21 protein-coding genes and 1 pseudogene are annotated in these 22,810 nt (G+C 58.1%); 6 read left to right on the top strand and 16 right to left on the bottom strand.

Annotated elements, in window-relative coordinates; all coding sequences use genetic code 11:
- Positions 1 to 56: 56 nt before the first annotated feature.
- The 3 genes from AAFM46_RS01195 to AAFM46_RS01185 form a co-directional block, all read right to left on the bottom strand.
- The gene (locus AAFM46_RS01195; protein WP_283531269.1) at positions 57 to 806 is read right to left on the bottom strand and encodes an MgtC/SapB family protein; all 750 of its coding nucleotides are present in this window, start codon (positions 804 to 806) and stop codon (positions 57 to 59) included.
- 87 nt (positions 807 to 893) lie between these two features.
- Complete coding sequence (locus AAFM46_RS01190) at positions 894 to 2,543, bottom strand: SAM-dependent methyltransferase (RefSeq protein ID WP_343319077.1); 1,650 nt, start codon at positions 2,541 to 2,543, stop codon at positions 894 to 896.
- A 29-nt stretch (positions 2,544 to 2,572) separates the two neighbouring features.
- Positions 2,573 to 2,992: a VOC family protein gene (locus AAFM46_RS01185; protein WP_283531267.1), complete on the bottom strand. Its 420-nt coding sequence runs from the start codon at positions 2,990 to 2,992 to the stop codon at positions 2,573 to 2,575.
- A gap of 120 nt (positions 2,993 to 3,112) precedes the next feature.
- On the opposite strand from AAFM46_RS01185, the gene AAFM46_RS01180 reads away from it, so the two are divergent.
- Positions 3,113 to 4,093, top strand: a complete 981-nt coding sequence (locus AAFM46_RS01180; protein WP_343319075.1) for a YafY family protein — start codon at positions 3,113 to 3,115, stop codon at positions 4,091 to 4,093.
- Positions 4,094 to 4,153: 60 nt separating this feature from the next.
- Here AAFM46_RS01180 and AAFM46_RS01175 read toward each other — a convergent pair whose 3' ends face one another.
- From AAFM46_RS01175 to AAFM46_RS01165, 3 genes are all read right to left on the bottom strand, one after another.
- Positions 4,154 to 4,735: a YetF domain-containing protein gene (locus AAFM46_RS01175; protein ID WP_343319074.1), complete on the bottom strand. Its 582-nt coding sequence runs from the start codon at positions 4,733 to 4,735 to the stop codon at positions 4,154 to 4,156.
- 74 nt (positions 4,736 to 4,809) lie between these two features.
- The gene (locus AAFM46_RS01170; protein ID WP_343319072.1) at positions 4,810 to 5,325 is read right to left on the bottom strand and encodes a tetratricopeptide repeat protein; all 516 of its coding nucleotides are present in this window, start codon (positions 5,323 to 5,325) and stop codon (positions 4,810 to 4,812) included.
- Between the two features lie 321 nt (positions 5,326 to 5,646).
- On the bottom strand, positions 5,647 to 6,540 hold the full coding sequence (locus tag AAFM46_RS01165) for a rhodanese-related sulfurtransferase (RefSeq protein ID WP_283531263.1): 894 nt from the start codon (positions 6,538 to 6,540) through the stop codon (positions 5,647 to 5,649).
- Positions 6,541 to 6,615: 75 nt separating this feature from the next.
- On the opposite strand from AAFM46_RS01165, the gene AAFM46_RS01160 reads away from it, so the two are divergent.
- Together AAFM46_RS01160 and AAFM46_RS01155 are read left to right on the top strand one after the other, a co-directional pair.
- Positions 6,616 to 7,329 (top strand): GNAT family N-acetyltransferase, encoded by a 714-nt coding sequence (locus AAFM46_RS01160; protein WP_283531262.1) that lies wholly within the window; start codon positions 6,616 to 6,618, stop codon positions 7,327 to 7,329.
- Between the two features lie 24 nt (positions 7,330 to 7,353).
- Positions 7,354 to 9,681: a DEAD/DEAH box helicase gene (locus tag AAFM46_RS01155; protein ID WP_343319070.1), complete on the top strand. Its 2,328-nt coding sequence runs from the start codon at positions 7,354 to 7,356 to the stop codon at positions 9,679 to 9,681.
- A 137-nt stretch (positions 9,682 to 9,818) separates the two neighbouring features.
- Here AAFM46_RS01155 and AAFM46_RS01150 read toward each other — a convergent pair whose 3' ends face one another.
- Positions 9,819 to 10,121 carry an Rv3654c family TadE-like protein gene (locus AAFM46_RS01150; protein ID WP_343319068.1) on the bottom strand — a complete coding sequence of 101 codons (303 nt, stop codon included), beginning with the start codon at positions 10,119 to 10,121 and terminating at the stop codon, positions 9,819 to 9,821.
- Between AAFM46_RS01150 and AAFM46_RS01145 the strand changes: the two genes are divergently transcribed.
- On the top strand, positions 10,120 to 10,341 hold the full coding sequence (locus tag AAFM46_RS01145; protein WP_343320488.1) for a hypothetical protein: 222 nt from the start codon (positions 10,120 to 10,122) through the stop codon (positions 10,339 to 10,341). The two genes, AAFM46_RS01150 and AAFM46_RS01145, sit on opposite strands and share 2 nt — an antisense overlap.
- A gap of 42 nt (positions 10,342 to 10,383) precedes the next feature.
- On the opposite strand, the pseudogene AAFM46_RS01140 reads toward AAFM46_RS01145, so the two are convergent.
- The 6 genes and pseudogenes from AAFM46_RS01140 to ssd form a co-directional block, all read right to left on the bottom strand.
- Positions 10,384 to 10,773: pseudogene (locus tag AAFM46_RS01140) on the bottom strand (TadE family type IV pilus minor pilin); the annotation flags it as partial.
- 87 nt (positions 10,774 to 10,860) lie between these two features.
- Positions 10,861 to 11,217 (bottom strand): DUF4244 domain-containing protein, encoded by a 357-nt coding sequence (locus AAFM46_RS01135; RefSeq protein WP_343319066.1) that lies wholly within the window; start codon positions 11,215 to 11,217, stop codon positions 10,861 to 10,863.
- A gap of 305 nt (positions 11,218 to 11,522) precedes the next feature.
- Complete coding sequence (locus AAFM46_RS01130) at positions 11,523 to 11,948, bottom strand: type II secretion system F family protein (RefSeq protein WP_343319064.1); 426 nt, start codon at positions 11,946 to 11,948, stop codon at positions 11,523 to 11,525.
- A gap of 185 nt (positions 11,949 to 12,133) precedes the next feature.
- Positions 12,134 to 13,006: a hypothetical protein gene (locus AAFM46_RS01125; protein WP_343319062.1), complete on the bottom strand. Its 873-nt coding sequence runs from the start codon at positions 13,004 to 13,006 to the stop codon at positions 12,134 to 12,136.
- Positions 13,003 to 14,421 carry a TadA family conjugal transfer-associated ATPase gene (locus tag AAFM46_RS01120; protein WP_283531240.1) on the bottom strand — a complete coding sequence of 473 codons (1,419 nt, stop codon included), beginning with the start codon at positions 14,419 to 14,421 and terminating at the stop codon, positions 13,003 to 13,005. The genes AAFM46_RS01125 and AAFM46_RS01120 overlap by 4 nt, the downstream gene beginning before the upstream one ends.
- Positions 14,418 to 15,644 carry a septum site-determining protein Ssd gene (ssd, locus tag AAFM46_RS01115; RefSeq protein ID WP_343319060.1) on the bottom strand — a complete coding sequence of 409 codons (1,227 nt, stop codon included), beginning with the start codon at positions 15,642 to 15,644 and terminating at the stop codon, positions 14,418 to 14,420. The genes AAFM46_RS01120 and ssd overlap by 4 nt, the downstream gene beginning before the upstream one ends.
- 120 nt (positions 15,645 to 15,764) lie before the next feature.
- On the opposite strand from ssd, the gene AAFM46_RS01110 reads away from it, so the two are divergent.
- Positions 15,765 to 17,495, top strand: a complete 1,731-nt coding sequence (locus tag AAFM46_RS01110) for a bifunctional 3'-5' exonuclease/DNA polymerase (RefSeq protein ID WP_343319059.1) — start codon at positions 15,765 to 15,767, stop codon at positions 17,493 to 17,495.
- A gap of 68 nt (positions 17,496 to 17,563) precedes the next feature.
- Here AAFM46_RS01110 and AAFM46_RS01105 read toward each other — a convergent pair whose 3' ends face one another.
- The 3 genes from AAFM46_RS01105 to AAFM46_RS01095 are packed head-to-tail and all read right to left on the bottom strand — an operon-like array spanning position 17,564 to position 20,465.
- The gene (locus AAFM46_RS01105) at positions 17,564 to 18,259 is read right to left on the bottom strand and encodes a CoA pyrophosphatase (protein WP_343319057.1); all 696 of its coding nucleotides are present in this window, start codon (positions 18,257 to 18,259) and stop codon (positions 17,564 to 17,566) included.
- A complete protein-coding gene (gene nth / locus AAFM46_RS01100; protein ID WP_283531236.1) occupies positions 18,256 to 19,092 on the bottom strand; it encodes an endonuclease III in 837 nt (278 codons plus the stop codon). Before nth ends, AAFM46_RS01105 begins: the two co-directional genes overlap by 4 nt.
- Positions 19,093 to 19,097: 5 nt before the next feature.
- Positions 19,098 to 20,465 carry a hypothetical protein gene (locus AAFM46_RS01095; RefSeq protein ID WP_343319055.1) on the bottom strand — a complete coding sequence of 456 codons (1,368 nt, stop codon included), beginning with the start codon at positions 20,463 to 20,465 and terminating at the stop codon, positions 19,098 to 19,100.
- Positions 20,466 to 20,804: 339 nt separating this feature from the next.
- On the opposite strand from AAFM46_RS01095, the gene acs reads away from it, so the two are divergent.
- The gene (gene acs, locus AAFM46_RS01090) at positions 20,805 to 22,781 is read left to right on the top strand and encodes an acetate--CoA ligase (RefSeq protein WP_283531234.1); all 1,977 of its coding nucleotides are present in this window, start codon (positions 20,805 to 20,807) and stop codon (positions 22,779 to 22,781) included.
- The last annotated feature ends 29 nt before the right edge of the window (positions 22,782 to 22,810 follow it).

Genomic DNA, 22,810 nt, shown 5'->3' with positions numbered 1-22,810 from the left:
ACGAACGCGTATTGGACCCAAATCTGAACGCAAAATCTAGGCCCCACACACCGTCGCTATTCGTTCTCATCGTCAAAGGAAATAGCCTTAATACCGGGTAGCGCCGAAAGCTCTTGGAGGAGCGTCCCACGTGGCGCCAGTCCCTCAATTTCCAGCTCAACTTCGATAAAGTCAGTTCCGTTGGCATCAGTTTCGTCATTGAGCACCCGGCCTAGTACCCCGCTGCCTGAATGTTCCAACGGCCGTGTGGTGAATCCCTGGACCTGAAAGCCAAGACTCGTACAATGTTGCAGGATTTCTCGCAGGGCACCTGTCCCGTCCACATACGTAACCTGCAGCGCGTGGTAACGCCGTCCGGATACCCGCAACCGCGCAATGACCTTGGCATACACCACTACCACCAGGAAATATGCACCGGTGGCGAAGACTGCTGGCAACACGAGCCCGGCCCCGGCTGCCGAACCCACGGCGGCCGTGAGCCAAACTGAGGACGCCGTGGTCAGCCCCCGCACCTTGTTTCTGCGCACAAACACCAGCCCTGCGCCAATGAAACCAATACCTGTCACAATCTGTGAAGCCACCCGAGACGGATCCAACCGGACCAGATCAACCTCAAGCACATCAGAAAATCCGTATTTGCTGACCACCACAAAAAGCGCCGCACCCAACCCAACGAGGGCGTGAGTACGCATGCCTGCTGACTTGTTGTTGATCTGCCGTTCCAGCCCAATCAGCGTGGGAAGCACGACGGCGGCAAGCAAGCACAGCAAAATGGCCCACCAAGGAGCATTGCTGGCCAACATCATATCGACTGCCTCATTCAGGTTCCCTTATTGTCCTCGTGCCGTGCCCTCACCGTACTACTCCACTGCCGTCCTGCGGGCCCACTGCTGTCATGCGGGGAGGAGAAAGCCATCGCGCACCAGGTTGCACACCTCGGAGTAGAGGTTCCGGGAAAATTCGGCGTCAGGCCGATCCAGGAGATCCGCGAGCGCACCAATCAGCGCTGCTACGGTGAGATCGCCGTCGCTGGCGGAGACGAACCCGGCGAGTTCGGTGCTGAGCAAGTTGGTGCGGCGCAGCCCAGCGCCCTGCCGCAGCAGGATGACTCCGGGATGTTCGGCGCCCGGGCGTTGATGGCGTTCCTCGGTGACATCCTCAGCCACCACAAGGAGTTCATCATGGATGGACTCTCGGTGCTCCAGCCACCTTTCCCGGTCCAACGCGGCGGCCAGGTGGGGACCTACGGGTTGTTCAATGGGGTACAGAATTTCCTCAAAGCGCGCTTCTGGCACACCCTCTCCTGCAGCGGGTGTGCGCAGCAAGATGTAGCCGAATCCAATTCCAGCCACGGCACGGGAGGCAAAGTCCAGCACATAGTTCTCGTAGGCGGTCACATAAGCCTGGGACTCCCGCCCTTGGGAAGCATCCTGCAGCCACGTTTCGGCGTAGCCGCCGGGACTAACCTGCTCTCGCTGGATAAACCAGGCCTGTACCCCCTCTGGTATCCACAGACGGGGGCGGTCGGACCACTCAACTGGGGCGCCGGCGTCGTTCGCGGTGGTCTTGATCTCCCAGTTGCCCAACATTTGCGCCGTACCACCGGGAGCAAGAACTGCAGGTAGTTCCCGAACCAGCCTCTCCACTATTGCATCCCCGGCCAGGCCGCCGTCCCGGTAGGTGAACTGTTGGCCCGCATCTTCACCGAAGTGACGAGGAGTGATGACGAAGGGCGGGTTGGAAACAATGAGATCGAAGCTCTCCCCGGCGACGGGCTCCAGCAAGCTGCCAAGGCGCAGAGAAACGCGCGGGGCAACCCGCTCTGGGTTCCCGGCAGGGTTCACATCATTGGGCTCCAAGTCACCAACGTTGAGGCCCAGTGCGGGAGCGTTCAGGAGCAGATTGAAACGGGTGAACGCTAGCGCGCGGACGGAAATATCGGTGGCTACAACGGTTTTGGCGTGCTGGAGTAGATGGAAAAGCTGGATGCCACAGCCCGTTCCCACATCCAATGCCTTATTTACTTCACGGCGGATGGTGCCCTGAGCCAAAGTCAGTGAAGCCTGCCCGATGCCCAAAACATGATCATGACGCAGAACCCCGGGACGCTGGTGTGCGCCGAGATCGCTAGCCACCCACAGATTTGTATCATTTCCACCTTTCCCGTCAGCCGGCCAGCCATAAGGACGCAGATCGATGGCAGCGCGCACCCTGTCCGCACCCGGAACCGCTTCAATGAGCCCAAGCAATGAAAGCGTCTCGATGCTCAAGCTGGGCAGTACCACGCTCAGCTCCTTGTTCTGGATGTCTTGGGCCAACAGCCAAAGCTTGCACACAGTTGCCAGTGGCTCCGTACTCTCACGCAACACCAGAACGGCGGGCACTGTCTGGTCCCTGCCCAAGGCTTGGTGAGCTTCCTCACCCAGGAGCTCCGCCACGCCGTCGACCGTGTAATCAAGGGCGAGCAAATCGGCAGCCAGGGCGGCTAGCAGGTCAGGGTTGTCGCTGCGCGGGGCATCTGGCACTGTGGAGAAGTCAGTCATACACCAAGCTTAACGACTCTTTCAGGCGCTTAGACGCTGTTGCGGCGCGTCCGCATTTCTAGGAAGTGCGGGTTTGTCATCACACCCAAAATGTTGCCGAAGGGGTCAATGAACGATGCAGTGGCGAACCCGGATTCGCGCTCCGTCAACGGCTCATATTCGCTGGCTCCCATTGCCACCAGTTCATTCACAGTCGCGGACAGGTCATCCACATGCCAAAATGCCACGGCACCGCCCGAACCGCTGGAGGCTGCGGACGGTGCATACTTGCGATCGATGAAACCAAGCTCGGCTTGGTCCCCGCCAACTCTAAACTCGATGTACGCCGCGGGCGCAGGCTGCGCAGGAAACACGTAATAAGGTTCGACCCCGAGCAACTCGGTGTACCAGTGTGCTGCCGCGACCAGGTCGTCCGCGTAGAAACTTATAGTGGCTAGTCCTTGAAACATCGTTGCTCCCTTTGCTGATGCGGTTATCTGAGCAGGTGTGTGGCTGCTCACTTGATATCCATCAGCATGACGGATGAAAGTGCTCACCTGGTGAGCACTTTCATCTGTCAAACTTATGCCATGAGAGCGGACAGGCTGCTTGCCACGTTGTTGCTAATGCAGGCCCGCGGCCGGGTTACCGCCGCCGAAGTCGCAGCAGAGCTCGAGGTGTCTCTGGCGACCAGCCGGCGTGATTTCGTGGCGCTGTCCACGGCGGGCATTCCTGTGTACGCGCAACCAGGGCGTGGTGGCGGCTGGACATTGCTCGGTGGTGCTCGCACGGATCTGACGGGCCTGACTTTGGGTGAAGTAAGGGCCCTGTTTTTGCTCACAGGTTCTGCCGCAACATTGGATTCCACGGCGCGTTCTGCTCTGTCGAAGCTTGTGCAGGCCCTGCCCCAGACCTTTCGCGCTCAGGCTCAAACGGCGGCCACTGCCATGGCTCTCGATCCCACGCCGTGGGGTGAGCATGAGCACCTCCGCCCCGAACCGGTTGCTGCACTTCAGGACGCCATTGTTGCTGGCCGCAAGGTCACGCTCGAATATGAAAATCATGCCCATGAATTAACCCGACGCTTGGTTGACCCGTGGGGCGTAGTTAGCAAAAACAATATCTGGTACCTCATCGCCGGAACCGAGGCGGGGCAGCGCACGTTCCGTATAGAGCGGATCATTGAGACAGTAGTTAGCGACCTTGCCTCTACCCGTCCCAGCAACTTCGAGCTGACGCGTGAATGGGGGCTTATAGTTGAGGACCTCGAGCAGCGACGCTCCCTGGTCCAGGCCACAATACTTACCGATCCTGGCCTGGTTCTGCCACTTCGCGAACATTTTGGCCGTCACTGCCAGGAGCTCGGCCTCGATGCTGACGGACGGGTTCGGTTGCAAGTCGCGGCGCCAATGGCCCGCTCGATCGCAGAACAGCTCGCGGGTTGGGGAGGTGGCGTGGAAGTACTGGAACCTGAAGCGGTCAAAACTCATTTGGCCGCTCTAGGGGCGGAGTTGGTTCACTTATACGGCCCTAATCCAGCAGGGCGTCCGCAGGCTCAGCAGGAGGGTTGACGCTGTCTTTTTTCGGCGTTCACACAGGTTGCGCTCGGGCAAGCAGTAGCCGGCGGAGGACTAGGGGACGGCTAGATATGATGCTGGAATTAGCTCCGCACCCTTCACATTGGCAAGAAACTCCGGTTCAATAGGGAAACCTGCTCGCAACACACTGATTTCTCCTGTCGATTCAAAGATCACACAGGCGACTTCCTTGCGGCTGCGGATACCGGCCACGCGTAGTCGCGCGGTAATTTCCGCCTCCGAGACGTGCGTTCTGCGAAGGTTTGAGACAACGATCTCGCTTCCAGCCATGAGTAGATACGCGCGGTTATTGACCGCGGCTAGGCCTCCGGGAAAGCGGCGCAGCTGCCCCGTGAGCGCCTGCAGAACCAGCAACGTCACCAAGCCCAAGGCTCCGGCCACCAACGTAGGGGTGTAACCCAGTATTGCCCGTCCCACAACAGCGCCGAGGGCAACCGCGGCCGCGAGATCAAAGCTGGACAAGTTCGCCATAGTGCGCTGGCCCATGAACCGAATCAGAAGCAGCACAAGAGCGTACAACCCCACTGCGGAGAGCACTACCCGGCCAGCATCGCCCCAAGTCAAGCCAAATTCATTCCACATGATGCTGCCTTCCTGAAGATCTATTTCTGTCATCCTGGCGCTACCTGGCACCAACAAACTTATGCAGATTCCTTTATGCCGATGACCGGTTACTTGATTGCTCGGCGTTACGTGCCTGAGGCAGGTGCTTCGTTTCTGTCCAGAGACCGGATGTAAGCTGCGTTTCCGCTAATAGCGCTCTTGTAACGATCTATATCGGAACTTTCTACGTAGTCCACCGTCAGCTCGAGTAGCGAAGCAAAAGCTTCATTTGCTCGTCCCTCTGCATGGAACGTGATTGCTTCAAATACAGCCAACGCAGGGGAATCGGGGAACTCTTTGCGGGCTGCTGCAAAAACATCACGGGACTTCCCGAACTCACCCACGTTCCGGAGGGTGGAACCATATTGAACATAGCATCGGCGAAGAAGATCACCTTCCAGACCGGCCTCAAGAGCTCGCTCGTAAAACCCCTGCGCTACTTGTTCTTGACCTGCCGTGTCATAAGCGCCCGCAACCTCATAAAGCACGCGAGCGTTCTCGGGATGAGCTGCATGGAGGCACACCACAGCCTTGATCGTTGGCGCCATGTTGTTGCGGTCCCGGGTGGCTAAAAGATGGTCAAGCTCGTCATTCAAGGTCATGCCGATCATTCTCCCACGCACCGATAAAGCGGGAGGGCGCCGGTAGTGCCACACTCACCAGATTCCCACGGGAGGCTGTGGAGGGCGTGGGTGGGCCCACGCGCCCGGGGGACCCGGCACGAGCTTGCGAGTGTTGGGAGGGCGTGGGTGGGCCCACGCGCCCGGGGGACCCGGCACGAGCTTGCGAGTGTTGGGAGGGCGTGGGTGGGCCCACGCGCCCGGGGGACCCGGCACGAGCTTGCGAGTGTTGGGAGGGCGTGGGTGGGCCCACGCGCCCGGGGGACCCGGCACGAGCTTGCGAGTGTTGGGAGGGCGTGGGGACTAGTCGGTGCAGCCTTGGGGGCAGAGCAACGTTTCGGGTGTGCTGGCGCAGTCAGCACAGTAAAGATTGAGATTTCGACAGCTCGGGTTGGAGCAGTTCTCAAACTTATTGCTGGGTTTATTGCATCGGATGCAATGGCCGATTTCTAGAGCTTCGTCACTGAATTCAAGGTGCATGCGCTTGTCAAACACATAGAGCGAGCCTTCCCACAGGCCTTTGTCCTTGAACGTTTCTCCGTAGCGGACTATGCCGCCGTCCATTTGGTAGACCTCTTTAAAACCACGGTTGATCATAAGCGAGCTGAGGACTTCACAGCGGATCCCACCCGTGCAGTACGTGACAACCGGTTTGTCTTTGAGCCCGTCGTATTTACCGGAGTCCAGTTCCTTGATGAAGTCTGCTGTGGTGGCGACGTCCGGGACTATGGCATCTTTAAACTTACCGATTTGGGCTTCGAAAGCGTTGCGGCCGTCGAAGAACACAACTTCATCGCCGTTGGCTTCCTTGGCGGCAACGAGCTCGTGGAGTTCTTCGGGTTGCAGGTGAGTGCCCCCTCCCACGACGCCGTTTTGATCTACTTTGAGCTCACCGGGCGCGCCGAAGCTGACAATTTCCTCACGGACTTTCACACTCAGACGAGGAAAATCATCCCCCATGCCATCGGACCATTTGATGTCCATGTCCTTAAAACCGGGATACTCACGCGTGGCTTTTAGGTATTGTTTCAGGTCTCTGATGTCACCACCCACAGTGGCGTTGATGCCATCCTTGGAGATGATGATGCGACCCTTGAGGTGCAGCTTCTCACCCAACGCGCGCTGCCACAGTCTGATCGCCGTCGGATCACTGAGCGGGGTAAAACCATAAAAAAGCACAATTTTGTTCATCGACACGTCTTAAAGCCTACTTTGCGCCACCAAATGCCGGCATTCACGGCTGACCCCACCGTCCGGGGCTAGGCTGAGGACATGTTGGTTGGTGCCAAAGAACTGAGAGAGCATGCAGAGGCATGGTTTACCGGCTGGAGCGCGCTACGAAGCTATCAAACCCGCTCGGGGGAAGACTATTGGGCCGCCCTAAGGCTTGATCGAAGCAGTGACTGGGAGTATTTCACCTGCGATCCTTCCCCTGCTGCTTTTACAGCCTTGGCTGCTGAAGTAGCGGCTTCGCCGAAACGGGCGTTATGCGTGATCGGACCTCGTGTGCATGAATATGTAAAGCTTGCGCACCACGCCAAAATGGGCATGGTCTCAACCTCTGAACATCTCATGATGTGTGACATGGAAAACCAAGATAACCAAGACCCTTTCCTTGGTGATCCTGAGTTGACTCTACTGGTCAAAAAATTTGGTGGAAAACGCACTACCTCTCCCTGCCAAGCCCGTTTTTCAGTGGCCATCGTGCGGGGAGAAACAGTCATGGCCAGAGGAACGGTCGGCATATATGGTGAGAATGCGATTTTTGACGGGCTAAAAACGCGTGCCGCCTACCGCCGCCGCGGATTCGGGATGCTCATGATGAAAACTCTCACCGCCAAGGCCCTTGACTACCCTGTGACCACCGGTCTGCTCTTGGCCAGCACGCGCGGCCAACGCCTGTACAGCAAACTTGGCTGGGCCTCTCTAAGCCCCGTCACTGTTCTGGTGCCCAAGGAGCGACTGGCGCAGATGACAAGGCTGTAATGGTAGCGGTGGCACAATGATGTGATGCCCACAAATACTTCGCTGATCTCTTTGCTGGGCGGAGGAATGAATCCTCCGCAATTGCAACACGTCCACAGGATTCCGTCCCGGCAAGCCATCAACGAGGCATGGCCCGAGTGGGTCCATCCCGACCTTGTCAGCGCCTATTCATTCCTTGGCGTGGTGCAGCCGTGGCGTCACCAGATACTAGGAGCTAACGCCGCCCACCAGGGCCAGCACACAATCATCGCAACAGGAACAGCTTCGGGGAAGTCCCTGGCGTATCAGCTGCCCGCGGTCGATGCTGTTCATAGAGCCGCACTTGCGGTAAGGGAAAATCCTGGCCAACTAGAGGCCAACGGCGCAGTTGCCTTGTATCTTTCTCCCACCAAGGCGCTCGCCGCAGACCAACTGGCCGCGTTGAACGCACTGAAACTGTCCACTCTTCGTGCTTCCACGTACGACGGTGACACTGCCACAACTGACCGTCGTTGGATTCGGGACCACAGTAATTTCATCTTGTGCAATCCGGATATGCTCCATTTTGGTGTCCTGCCCAACCACACATGGTGGGCCCATTTTTTCAAGCGTCTGAAATATGTCATCGTCGATGAAGCCCACAGTTACCGCGGCGTTTTCGGCTCCCATGTGGCCGTGCTCCTTCGTCGATTGCGCCGGATATGCGCGCACTACGGGTCAGAGCCTGTTTTCATTGGGGCTTCAGCCACTTCTGCGGATCCCGGCACTGCCTTTTCTCGTCTAATCGGAGCAGACGTCACGACCATCACTGAAGACTGCTCCCCTCATGGTGCAACCACAGTTGCCTTGTGGGAGCCGGAGTTAACCGACTTTAAGGGTGAGAACGGAGCCAAGTCCCGTCGCACTGCCATTGCTGAAACCTCTGATTTGTTAGCTAACCTTGTCTCCTCGCATGTTCGGACCATTGCATTCATAAAGTCCAGGCGCGGCGCTGAAACCATCTCTAGCGTGACCAAAAGACTCTTGGAGGACGTGGATCCGAGTCTTCCTCCTCGGGTTGCTGCTTACCGTTCAGGTTATTTGCCGGAGGAGCGCCGTGAGCTTGAGAAGGCTTTGCGTGCGGGAGACCTTCTGGGTGTTTCAAGTACTCCTGCACTGGAACTTGGCATTGACATCTCCGGCCTGGACGCCGTCCTAGTTGCTGGCTGGCCAGGCACTAGAGCCTCCTTCTTTCAACAGATCGGCAGGGCAGGGCGGTCCGGCCAAGACGCCTTGGCCGCGTTTGTGGCAAGCGATGACCCGTTGGACACATTCCTGGTTCACCATCCGGAAGCAATCTTTGACCGGGCGGTGGAGGCTACAGTGTTCGATCCTGCCAATCCATACGTTCTTGGTCCGCACCTCTGTGCAGCTGCCGCGGAGCTTCCCATCACTGAACAAGACTTGGCCCTTTTTGACTCAACTACTCCTGCTTTACTGGAGCAGTTGGTAGCGCAGGGATATTTACGAAAACGTCCAGCCGGTTGGTTTTGGACACATCCTCAAAACGCAGCCGCCATGGTAAATCTGCGTGAAGACGGTGGTGGGCCCATCAACATCATTGAGGCAGACACCGGTACTCTGCTGGGAACAATGGGCTCGCCGCAGTCCCACTATCAAGCTCATACAGGCGCCGTCTACGTTCATCAGGGGACAAATTACGTGGTGCTTGAACTCAATGAGGCAGAGCATTGCGCCCTGGTACGCCGTGGCACACCAGATTTCTACACCACTGCACGAGATGTCACACAGATCGAGGTGCTGGAATCGACAAAACACGAATTGTGGGGCCCGGTGGAAATGCACTTTGGATCCGTCCAAGTCCAAACCCAAGTTGTTTCCTTCCAACGTAAGGCCATCATCTCCAATGAAGTACTGGGCGAGGAACCGCTGGAGCTAGAAGCCAGGGACCTCTTCACCAAGGCGGTCTGGTTCACCGTGGACAATTCGACGCTGCTAGCCGGTGGCCTGGTGGAACCACAATTTCCGGGTGCCCTGCACGCCGCCGAGCACGCAGCCATCGGCCTGCTCCCACTAGTCGCCTCCAGCGATAGATGGGATGTTGGCGGCGTATCCACCGCCATTCACGCTGACACAGGACAACCAACAGTATTTGTCTATGACGGCCACCCCGGAGGTGCGGGGTTTGCCGAGCGAGGATTCGACATGGCTCGTGTCTGGCTCAGGGCCACCATGGAAGCTATCCAAGCGTGTGAGTGTCAGTCCGGGTGCCCCTCATGTGTCCAATCCCCTAAATGCGGCAACAAGAATAACCCCTTGGATAAAGCCGGCGCAGTCCTGCTGCTGCAGATCTTGCTTAACAACGCACCGTAACGATGGGGCCGCAATGAAGGTCCTGGAAGCAAATCACCGCAAAGAAGGACCTGGAGTAATTGGCCTGATTAGGCCCCGGGTAGTCATGGTGGAAAACAGCGTAGGAACCAACGTTAAGTCAGGCTTTGTGACATCTATCAGGGCTGCAGCGGTGGGCTGGAGTCCGGAGGTGGGCCTGCTCTGGCCTTACCGGTTGCCTGCAAGGGAACCCCCATACCAGTTGCAAAGTGCACCTCTACCTGTACCGAGAAATCACCTGCCGCAATGCACCCAGTAAGGATGGCTCCGTGCCGCCCTGCCACGTCAGCAGCAACGAGGCACGGCTCTCCCTCTGCAAGCCCTCGGTGAGCATCTGCCGCCGCAAGGGCGGCCATATCCGCGGCGGTGGCTGCCTTGGCAGCTGCGGCCGCTGCTTGAGCTAACCCTAGGATCAAAACCATGAGTATCAGCATGGTCAGCGCAAGCCCGGCAGCCAATACCGTTCCCGAGCCTCGCTCACCCGCGGACAACACAACTACCGCTCAGAGCTACGGCCGATCTCCCACACAGACCCGATCGAAACTGACATTCACCAGACCGGGCCCACCGCCACAGTGCGGCCCTGAGCGTCCTAGCTCCGCCAAGAAGATTCCTTTCTATTGGCTTGTGCCGGACAAGTAAAAGTGCCGTTTGTACTTCTACCTTGACGCTGGAATGCGCAGTTTGGGTCCATTGAATGAGACCGGAGAGAACCCCTCCAACTCTGCCCTGAACTGTAACGGTGGCATAGCCGCCGGACGTCCCCACGGAGACATCTACTTTCTGCCCCGACACCCGGGCCACAATTTCCAGGACCTCCACTGAAGAATCGCCTCGAGCCAGAGCGCGAGCCCCTGCTCTAGCACCCTCCTCCAAACGCAATTGCAAGATGCCAGCCGCAACACTGAACAGCAAAATAGCAAGAAGAACCGTCATCGCCGGCAGTAAAATGGCGAATTCAGCTGTCACCGATCCTGTATCAGCTTTCGCATTCCGGACTCCACCTAATGTCTCTTTCCTAAGGACAGATACTCTGCGGCCCCTGCCTGGCCAGACTGAATGCTGGCGCCGCATTCGGATCACCCGTCTATGTTTTTCCTGTGGCTGCATTACTTTCCTCCTCCCACACGCACGCCCGGTGATTGGTGCCTTTTTCCGGGGCTAGAAGCTCAGGGCTGTTCGGATAATGTTCAGCAAGAATCCCCGTACCTCGTCACTTTTGAGAATTACAACAAGGAGCCCGGCAAACCCCACAGCCGCCAACGTTGCGATGGCATATTCAGCTGTCGCCATGCCCGCTTCCCTGCCTGACTTTGCCCAACGGCTTGCCCAACGGCTTGTCCAACGGCTTGTCCAACGGCTTGAATGCTCATGCTTCCTCGCGTGGCCTGGTGGCACTAAATAGTTCACCACAGGCGGGCTGCTGCAGGCCCCCACAAAAATTTCGCGGACGTTCTCTGCCGCAAAAACTCCCTCTTTGCCTGGGAGGTGTCCTCTGGCGGCTTCGTTGGTGGTCATTTTCACTCCTTGAATTAATTTGAATCAATCGCTTGTGCGAATAGGTTGTACGAGTAGTTTTTCTCACTTGCTTTTTCTTGCCTTCACGCACTAAATGTTGTTGCGAGGTCTGCTGTGAACCCCGCCCACTTTCGGCTGGTAAAGCAACTCTTCTCCTCATCGGAGCTTCGCGAAAGGTACCTTCCAGCGTTAGTGGACTTGTGAGATGACAGCCCTACCTGTGGATAAATTGATCCCGTGAAGAACCAGCAAAAAACCTGTTTACCGACTCCCGGAGACGGCCTGACGGGGCTAGAAAAATGAAACTAGAAAGTCGGAATCATCGCCATCACTACCGGAACCACGCCCAACGCAATGAAAGCCGGCAACGAGCAGAGCCCCAGTGGCAGCACAAGCTTCACGCCCAGGGCTGCTGCACATTTCTCAGCACTGCGAGCGGCTGCTACTCGGCATTGTTTCGCCTCGGCGTACAGCAAGGGTGCTGCGGATGCCCCAGTGAGTGCCCCAAAACTTAGTGCTTCATGGATTTGTGCGACATCGCTACGGATAAAATTTCCATCCCACGAGTCTTGCCACGAGGCCCCAATCTCCATACCTGCCACCACCCTGAGCAAACTCTCACGCATATCTTGTTCTGCCACCGCGGCAACCACGCGCAAGGCGCTTGGGAGCGTAAGTCCGGCGTCCAAGGCTGTTCCAAGGAAGTCCAGTAAGAGTGGCACAGAGGTCACGCCGCCAGCGCTACCTTCAGCTGCGAAGGAGCCATAGCTATTTGGAATACCTGCAAGAAATCGCGTCCCAGAGGTTTTCTTTCTATCCCGCGCCACTTGGCCTCGGAATAGTCCTGGGCAGGACCCACCCCACAGACAGAGGAATGCCAGCATAGATAGCGTCATTGCTAGCCACCCATTCACGGTCACCGCCGCCCACCGGGCTTGGCATAAACGGGCCGTGCAGCATCACCGATCATTTTTGCTGACCATAATTTGCCCACCATAGTAAATCCCACCCCTACCATCAGCACCATCCAGCCCATAGGACTGCCAAGGAGTGCGGCCAATGGGTCAACGCCCATCACCATGCCTAATCCAAGCCCAATAAAAGGCAGCCAGCTTAACAGCCGTGCTGTTGCACGAGGACCCGCGAGCGCAGTTTCACGAAGCGCAGCGGCATCGTTATCGGCATCGATGCTGCACGCAAGACGCTCTAACACGGCCGCAACCGGAGCCCCGCTTGTCTCACACAGCTCAAAGCATGCCGCTAAATCCAACCAGGTCCTATGCTGTTGGGTTCTCCGAGCATTGCGGCCGTGCGTGATTCTGCGGCCATGCTCAAAATCAGCTGCGCAGGCATTGCGGATCGCTGTTGCAGTTGGCAGTCCCATGGCGCTGGCTCGTTGGACAGCAAGTACCAACAGTAGTGTGGCGTTCGATTCCCCAGCAGTGGGTGGAATTGCCCCTGCGCCTGGTATTTGTTGCGGCGTCCTAACGGCATTGACTGCCGAGACTCGGCGCAGAACCTTGGCACCATTGTCGACCCGGTATTGTTCCGCACCCAGAACATATGCCATGGCTCCCCACAGGGCTGGTCCGCTTCGGCCTGCTGCCAACAGGGATGCCAGTTGGCGAACCATCCGGGATAGGGACTCTGCTGACGGCACAGAACCACGAGTCCAGATTCTGTGCCGGCGCCTTGTGTATGACCTCGAGCCTGCCCACGAATGCGAGTTGTTGACGGCAAAGAGGAAAAATGCTGCGCCTACAAGGGCAAGCAATACACCGGCGTTCATGGCTTCTCATTGAGTTTGTCGGCAGCGATTTTGTTGGCAGTATATTTTTCGCTGGGTTGCGCATCGAGACGCTCATCGAAGCCTAGTCGCGCCGCCAGTATGGGCCAGCCGGGGCCTTTGATCAATTCGGATGATATCCGCTCAGAGTCTTTGGGAGTGAGGCTAGCTGAATCCCTACTGGCCAGACTGTCAGGCTGACCTGCGTGCCTGCCAGCCCTTCCTCGAGCCACCCACTGCTGTTCAACGGATTCCTTGGCCTCAGCCTCCATGCCGTTCCCACAAGCAGCAAGTGAGAGCGCTGGAATAATATCAAGTCCCTTGTTGTGCAAAGCTACGACGGCCACCTCAGAGACCACCCGGAGCCCCCTGATCCTCACTAGGTGGATGACAATATCCAATGCGCTGGCGCCTTGTAAAAACACCGCTTCCGGGCTCATGGAGGCAAGTGCTCCTAAAGCTGCCAACCTGGCTGGGACGTCGTGAGCGCTATTTGCGTGGATTGTTCCGCCGCCGCCGCTATGACCGGTGTTCATGGCCATCAACAGTTCGCGAACTTCCTTTCCTCGGCACTCGCCAACAATGAGCCGACCCGGGTTCATGCGCAGGGCGTGGCGGACCAATTCCGCCAAATCTAAAGCGCCAGCCCCTTCCGCATTTTCATGACGCGCTTCCAAAGTCACAACGTGCGGATGCTCCGGGTCCAGCTCGGCTGCATCCTCTATGAGTACCAGCCGTTCTCTGGCAGGGCACAAGCCCAAAAGCGTTGACAACAGTGTGGTTTTGCCAGCCCCTGTTGCACCACTGATGAGAAAGTTCAGCCTCCGCTCCACTACGGCAACCAGCACTTGGGCTAGAAAAGGGTGGATGCTCCCAGTCGCAACCATTTCTGCCAACGTCAGGACAGTGCGGCGTTTGATTCGGATGGAAAGCAGTGTCCCTGCGGCAGAGATCGGCGGCAAAACAGCGTGGATTCGATAGCCGCAGGCTATTTTCACGTCGACACACGGACTACTTTCATCGAGTCTGCGTCCGCCACTGGCAACCAGCCGCACTGCGAATGCGCGAAGTTCTTCCTCAGTGGAAAATTCCACTGGCACTCGTTCGGGCCCATCGCCACGGTCCTGCCAAACAGAGTCAGGGGCATTGACGAAAATATCGGTCACATGAGGGTCTTTGGCCAATCCTTGCAACGGCCCCAGTCCATTGAGTTCCGCCGCGATTCGCTCCATGGCAAGCAAAGATCCAGCTGCCCCAAGCAGCCTGCCGCTTTCCCTTACTGCCGCAGCCATCTGCAGGTCTGTCACCGGGCCCGATCGGGAAAGAACGCTGCGCCTGACAACGTCCAACAGGTCCGCGTCGACTGGCCCTCCCCAAGGGTCTGGTGTGTGGCTGCCGGTCTGCCGTTGCGCATTCATGGTTTGCTCCCGTTTAAACCGGTGCCAGTGTCACTGCGCGGGCTATCCCCAACCATCCAGTCTAAGATGTTGGCGACAACAACTCGCACGGGTCTACGCCGCAACAGTTCCAACAGGCGCTGCGACTCCAAAGCCTCGCTGACCCCGCGCAGTTGTGGCAGTCTGCCCACAAGAGGCAGCCCCACAGCGCTAGCAACCATAGTTGCATCCAGCCCCTCCCCCAGCGCCCCACGCACAACTGCACCTACCGGCATTGGCGGCAGGACAGTCATCATTTGCCGTGTAGCTGCTAGAGCACGCGCCCGTGCAGGGATCACCACCACTAACCCGTCGCATTGCAACGCCAACGAACTAAAGGCTTCCGGTGTTCTGCCCAAATCCACGACAATTAGTCCAAAGGCTCCACGTGCGGACCTCATCACCTCTCCAATAGCCGTCCGCGTGTGGGTGGCATCCTCTCCGGGAGCTGGAGTCGCGCCACCCCTAGATAGACCGGAGAATGACCCGTCCATGGTCCCGGCGTTCCCTGCGTTATGGCCGCTGCCCCAGGACAACAGGGTCAGCCCCGCAACCTGAGGAAGGGACATGGCAAGTTGTTCTGGATTAATCGCCCCGGAAGCCATTAATAATTCCGGCCAACGCAACCCTGGGCTGGCCTCGGCAGATAACGCGGCACATAAGCCGCCACCCCATGGGTCCCCGTCCACCAATAAAGTCCGGGTGCCTCGCTCAGCAGCCTCGGCTGCCACAAGCACGGCAAGCGTTGAGGCGCCTGCCCCTCCGCAACCCCCGACAACACCCACGACGCCGGCACCCGTTACGGGGTTCTTCAAACAACTCAGATAGTTCGCCAGCCAGGGAGCTGAATCTGGCAGAACAGCTACTCTGTCGGCTCCCAGCCGTTCGGCGCTATGCCACATCAACGCTGAATCCTGCGCAAGTCCAACAATTATTGTTGGTCCACGCCACCCTGCAAATCCAACGTCCAGTCCGATCTCCTCCGCTACGACCGCATCAATGAGTACTGCTGCCACTTCATCCCACGGCCCCGCAACCGCGTCCAACCGCTCCTCCACGATCAGTTCGACAGCCGCCGCAGCGCTGACTCGCCCCACTGCGCCTTGGAGCTCGGTGCCAACGGAGAGCAACAACACTGTGGTGTCGCGACGCGGGAGCCACTGTTCCGATCCGGGTCTGTTGGGCAAACTGTTTCGGTGCTTCATGAAGCAACTGTGCGCTTCTCTTCCGCCGAAGCACACAGCTATGGACATCAAAGTGTGGAAGATCAAGGACAGCCCTATCTGTGGAGGAACCACGGGCCACATCAGTGGAGAATAGGAGCTATGTACGCATTGCTGGCCGCAGGCCCTGAAGCTTCCACCGCCGTGGTTCAGCTCAGGTATGAAGACGGTGCCCCCGCTTCTTCCCTTCAAACCGTTGCCCTCGGCACCCTAGCCTCACTCGTGCGCGACATCGAAGATGCGCACCATCCTCGTTGGGTTTGGGATAGGGCCTCACATTGGTACCCCGCACTGCTCGCCGCCAATGTGCGTCTAGAGCGGTGCCACGATCTATCCCTGTGTCAGAACATTTTGTTGGACTCCGAATTTGCTGCACTCACCGAATACCACCAGCAATTCACTTCGTTGCCACCGGAAAGTCACTTGCTGCGAGAAGACTCATCGATCACGGGCGCACAGGCAGGGCAGGAAAGTTTATTTCAGACTCCCGCCACCCAGAGTGAGAGTCAAGATTGGGATCTTGCCACCGTAGCGAAGGAGCTTGGCGCCCAAAAAGCAGCCACGAGTTCCTCCACACATCCACCTAGGCTCACACTTTTGCTCAGTGCAGAATCTGCTGGTGCTTTAGTGGCTGCAGAGATGCAGTATGAAGGTATGCCTTGGAGAGAAGACCTGCATAGGAGGTTGCTGAGTGACTTGCTTGGTCCGGAACCACAAAATCAAGCCCGCCCGGAAAAATTGGAGGCGCTTGCCGCAGAGCTGCGCGCCGCTTTGAACGCCCCCGCACTGAATCCTGACTCTCCACAGGACCTCATCCGGGCCCTGCACAGAGCGGGAATTGACGTCAAATCAACTCGTAGCTGGGAGCTTATGGAGTTCAAGCATCCTGCCATAGAACCCCTGCTGACGTACCGCAAACTGAGCAGGCTTTTCACCACCAACGGCTGGAACTGGCTCAGGCAGTGGGTGCGTGTCGGTCGCTTTCACTCTGAGTATGTTGTTGGCGGTGTCGTGTCAGGACGGTGGGCTTCCCGTGGTGGCGGTGCCATGCAAATTCCCGCGCAGATTCGGGGGGCCGCCGTTGCCGACCCTGGGCACACGTTCGTGGTCGCAGACGCGGCTCAGCTGGAGCCTCGAGTGCTGGCCGCGCTCGCACAGGATAGCGCCATGGCCGCCGCCGGTCAGGACTCTGCCGGAAAAAACAAGGACCTCTACGCCGGAATTGCGGCTCAAGGATTTGGCGGTGACCGCAGCATGGCCAAGGTCGCTTTGCTTGGTGCCATCTATGGCGCCACCTCCGGGGAATCCGGCAGATTAGTGCCCCAGCTTGCCCGTATGTATCCCCGCGCACTGGATTTTGTGGAACAGGCCGCCCGTGCCGGCGAGCGCGGCGAACGCGTCAGCACCTACCTGGGCCGCAGCACACCCGCCACTACCCAAGAATGGCATGCTGGGCAGCAAAGCTCTACCGCTCAGGAACAGCGCCGGGCAGAGTCGGCAGCTCGCTCAAGAGGCCGTTTTACCCGCAATTTTGTGGTTCAGGGAACGGCTGCAGAATGGGCGTGTTGCTGGTTGGCTGAATTGAGACGTCGCTTGCGGGTCCTCGCTGCCACCCTCCCTCCTGCCGGTGCCAACCCAGCAATTGGTACACCGCAGTTGGTGGCTTTCCTCCACGACGAGGTGGTGGTGCATTGTCCGCTTGGCTTGGTGGATGAAGTCACGACTATTTTGCATGAGTCCTCCCGTGCAGCAACTGGACTGATCTTTGGCAACATTCCACTGGAATTTCCCGTCAAAGTCACCGTTGTTCCGTGCTACGCCGATGCGAAATAGGACGCAAATAATCACGCCCGGCCAAACACCTCCCCGACTGGTGTGCTCAGATGAGCTGGACGCCTGATTTAGAGCGGCGCCGGAATTTCGCGCTGCGCGTCCCACGGCACAGCCCAACCCATTTCCTCAAACACATACGTGAGAATGCCAGCCGTGAATCCCCACACCACCACGCCATTGATAGCGAACGCGGGGCCGCGATGAGTATGCCCCTCACGGACCAGCACAGCCGTAAAACGGTTGTCCGGGTCCAAGAGGTCCCGGACAGGAACCCTAAATACTTGGGCTGATTCGCCATAATCCACCACGTTGACAGGTGTTTGTTTTGCCCACCAGCCAACTACAGGAGTTACCACAAAATTACTCACTGGCAAGGGGACCTCGGGCAGCAGCCCCAGAACTTCAATCCCCAAGGGATCGAGCCCGGTTTCTTCCTCAGCTTCCCGCAATGCAGCAGCGGTGATGGATGCGTCTCCAACATCCACTCCCCCACCGGGGAAAGCCACCTGCCCCGGATGATCGTTTAACGTGAGTGCACGCTCAATCAGCAGTACATCCAAATCTGCTGAAGCGAGCGGTTTCGTTGAGGCCGCAGGTATGTCATCCAAGGCACCAAAGAGCATCAGCACAGCAGCTTTGCGAGTTGTGGCGGGATCCATAGGCATCTTCCACAGAGTGGCCCGACCCAATGTGGCCGCATCAGGAAGCGCCGCAGTGGCTGCTGCTTTCCCAGCCAATACTACTAAATCCGTGTAGGCACTCACCCTTGGGTTCCCGTGGCCAAAATTTCTTGGGACCCATTCTTGGTCCTTGCCGCCAGTTGGGATTCCTGACGGTAGCGAGCGGCATTATCCACATCAGCCAGCATCCGTGCCAGCAGTTCCTCTTGCCCGGGTGCCAACTCATATTTGAGCAGCTTCGCCGCTTTCACTGGATCGACCTCACCGTCCCCGTAGGAAGGGCACAGGTGGGCGATGGGGCAAACCCCGCACGCTGGCTTCCGTGCGTGGCAGATGCGCCTCCCATGAAACACAACACGATGAGAAACCATTGTCCAGTCTTTGGATTCAAACAAAGCCGCAACGTCTGCTTCAATGCGGACAGGGTCTGTGGACTCTGTCCAGCCAAAACGACGGGCCAATCTGATGAAGTGGGTGTCGATAGTGATCCCAGGAACCCCAAAAGCATTACCCAACACCACATTGGCCGTCTTTCTCCCCACTCCAGGCAGCGTCACTAAAGCCTCAAGCGACCCAGGCACCTCGCCGTCGTACTCATCAACCAGGCGGTTCGCCAGGGCAAGCAGATTCGCTGACTTGGCCCGAAAAAATCCTGTTGACTTGATCAGCTCCTCCAACTCCACGCTGTGCGCTTGGGCCAACATTATTGGCGTAGGAAAACGAGCGAAAAGTGCCGGAGTTACAGCATTGACACGGATATCAGTGGTTTGAGCTGAGAGTACCGTGGCCACCAGCAATTCAAACGGATTCCGAAAATCCAGCTCTGCGTGGGCATAGGGGTAGAGCTGCGCCAGCTCACGATTGATCTTGCGGGCACGACGCTTGAGACCCAGCGCCGATTCCGCTGCCACAACCATGGCCGTTAAGCACTATCCGAGGCGCGCTCAATTCCCACAATGTCCAGCAGAACACCCGTCTTGCCATGGTTGTTCTGAACGAGGAAGCTGGTCCCGCGGTCCTCCAAAGCCAGAATCCACGAGCCCGGTGTCAGCTTGAAAACAAATTGGCGTGATTTATCATCGATCACGTTCTGTGGCCGATCCACCGCAAACCAGAACGGCTCGGCAATCACGGCTGCGGCGCTGGTTTTGGGGCTAACCGTGGCAGCAATGCTCTCCTTAGCCGGTGACGCGTCACCATGAGTGGTGCTTGGGTCAGTGGTGCTTGGGCGCGAAAGAGCGGAGTCGCCCTTTGCGGGGGCGCTCTCCTTTGCTGGCACCGCAACCTGCGGGTTCAAGGTGGTTGCTGCGCCATCGTCGGAGCGAACGGCTGTGCTTGAATCCGAGGAACCGTGTGCCGGCGCGGGAGCTTGATTTGAAAGCTGTGCCGGAGCCGCAGCTGAGCTGGATGCGTGCCCGTGGGTGTCCGCGATATTTGCGCCGTCCCAGGAAACGCCCTCCGCTGCAACGGCTGCCGCGGCCGCAGCAGCCGGGGCATGGCTCGTGTCCGCCGCAGCGGATCCAGCCTGAGCTGGGCCCGTGGAGCTATTCGCCGGGGTGAAGATTTGGCCAGCGGAGGTGTGCCCGGAGTGTTCCTGTGCTGCGGGCCGAGCACCTGTCGGCTGGTTCTGCTGCCCACCTACAGGAGCCTGCGTCGTCTGGCCGGGCACATATTGCCCCTGAGCCCCGGGCCCTTGGGGCTTGCCCTGACCAAATGCTCCGCCGCCGTTCTGGTTGGCGACTACCGGCTTGGGTGCAGCGGGACGCTTGTGCGCTGGTACGGCGTCACGCGCCGCAATATGTGCAGGAACCTCAACGCGGCCGGCAAAGTCGGAGGCGAGGAAAGGTATCCACTGGGCGCAAACGGTGGCTGCCAGAAGGATCAACGATCCAACCAACCCCACCAGAAGAGCGAAACTGAAGTTGGTTACTGTGCCGGTGAAGAAGAAAAATGTGGCGAAGGCGGCCACCACTGAGGCGAACTGATCAATTGAAAGTGACCCAACCCGGACCTGGGTTTGCGGGCTCAGCCTGCGTGCCAGGAACAGGCCACCAACTACCAGCGGCAGGATGACTCCTATCCCAAGGAAGAACAGCCCACTGGTGTTCCAGATGTTCAGGCTGCCCGCGATTGTCACAATGATCGGCACCACTGAGGCGATAAAAATGATCGCTACGCCGCCCAGGACAACAAGGTCCCGTATGGTCAGCGGGCCAACTACGGCGTTGCTGACAGCCGAGTTCTCAGGGCTGGTAGCTGCCTGCTTAGAAGGCGTGTGTTGCTCTGTCATGGTCTTACTCCTCAAAGTCACGTTCGCTATCCAGCCTAGTTACCCCAGCCAAGCAACACTAGCCAGCCACAGCTTAAACAGCTCTAAAATGCCCTAATGGGGAGAACTACCCATCAACGTAGGGAGCCTGTGGATGCACTTGAGCGCAGATATGACGCCATTGGACCCGTTGAGCTGTGACGACAGACACGTTATGTTCCCCAAAGGGCTACAGTTAAAGCTGGAATAAAACGTTGCCCCCCCAGTAGCCATTTCGCGTATCTCCGCCTTCCCAAGAGGTAAAAGCCACGCATCTGGATTCAACGGGGCATCAGCTAAGAAGGAACGAAGGGATTTTAGATGTCTGAGGTCACAACCGCAGCGGACAACCAGTCCGGGGATGCGCTGGAGAACTTACTCACGGAGAGCCGCCAGTTCGAGCCGAGCCCGGAATTTGTCGCCAACTCGGTGATCCATGGTGACGAATATGCCAAGGCCGCCGCTGACCGTCCGGAATTCTGGGCCCAGCAGGCGCGCGAACTCCTGAGCTGGTCCAAGCCCTTCACAAAGACACTTGATTGGACCAACCCACCTTTTGCAACATGGTTTGAGGACGGCGAAATCAACGCTGCCTACAACGCGCTGGACCGCCACGTTGAGGCCGGCAATGGCAACCGCGTGGCCATCTACTTTGAGGGTGAGCCCGGCGACACTCGCACTTACACGTACGCGCAGTTGACTGAAGAGGTCAAAAAGGCCGCCAACGCTTTCCAGACTCTGGGACTTATTAAGGGTGACCGCGTGGCGGTTTACCTGCCCATGATTCCCGAAGCCGTCATCACGCTGCTTGCCTGCGCCCGCATTGGCGCCATCCATTCTGTTGTTTTTGGCGGCTTCTCCGCGGACGCCCTTCGTTCACGCGTAGATGACGCCGAAGCCAAGCTTGTTATCACCGCTGATGGAACTTTCCGTCGGGGCAAGCCAAGTTCCTTAAAGACTGCTGTTGACGAAGCCTTAAGTGCCCCCGGGCACAGCGTCCAGCACGTTGTTGTTGTCAAGCGCAATGGTCAGGACGTCGACTGGGTTGCGGGCCGCGATGTTTGGTGGGATGACACTGTGGGCACCGCATCGATCGAGCACACAGCCATTGGCCACGCCGCCGAGCATCCGCTATTCATTCTGTATACCTCTGGGACCACGGGGAAGCCAAAAGGCATCCTGCACACCACCGGCGGCTACCTCACACAAACGGCTTACACCCATCGCGCCGTGTTTGACCTGCACCCGGAAACGGATGTTTTCTGGTGTACGGCCGACGTCGGATGGGTCACCGGCCACTCCTATGTCACCTATGCGCCACTGATCAACGGGGCAACCCAGGTCATGTATGAGGGAACCCCGGATTCCCCCCACCAGGGCCGCTTTTGGGAGATCGTACAAAAGTACAAAGTATCGATTTTGTACACTGCACCCACCGCGATTCGAACTTTCATGAAGTGGGGCGAGGATATCCCCGCCAAGTACGATCTTTCCTCCATTCGACTTCTCGGTTCTGTGGGCGAACCCATCAACCCTGAGGCCTGGATGTGGTACCGCCGTGTCATTGGTGGGAACCAAGCACCCATCGTGGACACGTGGTGGCAGACGGAGACTGGGGCCATCATGATTGCCCCACTACCCGGGGTTACCAGCACCAAACCCGGATCGGCTCAGGTGCCCATGCCAGGGATCGCCGTTGACGTGGTTGATGAGATGGGCGCTTCAGTGGGCAACGGGCACGGCGGCTACTTGGTGATCCGCGAACCATGGCCGGCGATGTTGCGTGGAATTTGGGGCGACAACGAACGCTACAAAGACACGTACTGGTCTCGTTTCGATGACATGTACTTCGCCGGCGACGGCGCCAAATGGGATGAAGACGGCGACGTTTGGTTGCTGGGCCGCGTTGATGACGTCATGAACGTGTCCGGGCACCGACTTTCCACCACGGAAATCGAATCTGCCCTTGTCAGCCATCCCTCCGTTGCGGAGGCAGCAGTTGTAGGTGCAGCGGATGAAACCACCGGTCAAGCAGTTGTGGCATTTGTGATTCTGCGCGGTTCCGCTGTAGAAGATGACGACATCGTCACCACCTTGCGCAACCACGTAGGCAAGGAAATTGGTCCCATCGCCAAACCAAAAACCATCTTGGTTGTGCCGGAACTACCCAAAACCCGCTCAGGCAAGATCATGCGCCGTCTCCTCAAGGACGTAGCGGAGGGCCGTGCAGCCGGCGATTCCTCAACCCTTGCCGATAACACGGTCATGAACCAGATCGTCGAGTCGCTAAAGGCCTAGCAACTCCCAACTGACCCGCACTAGTTGTT

It is taken from the genome of Arthrobacter sp. TMP15, from assembly GCF_039529835.1.
Lineage (GTDB): Bacteria > Actinomycetota > Actinomycetes > Actinomycetales > Micrococcaceae > Specibacter.
The sequence above is the reverse complement of the archived record's forward strand: the minus strand, read 5'-3'. Positions and strand labels throughout refer to the sequence as shown.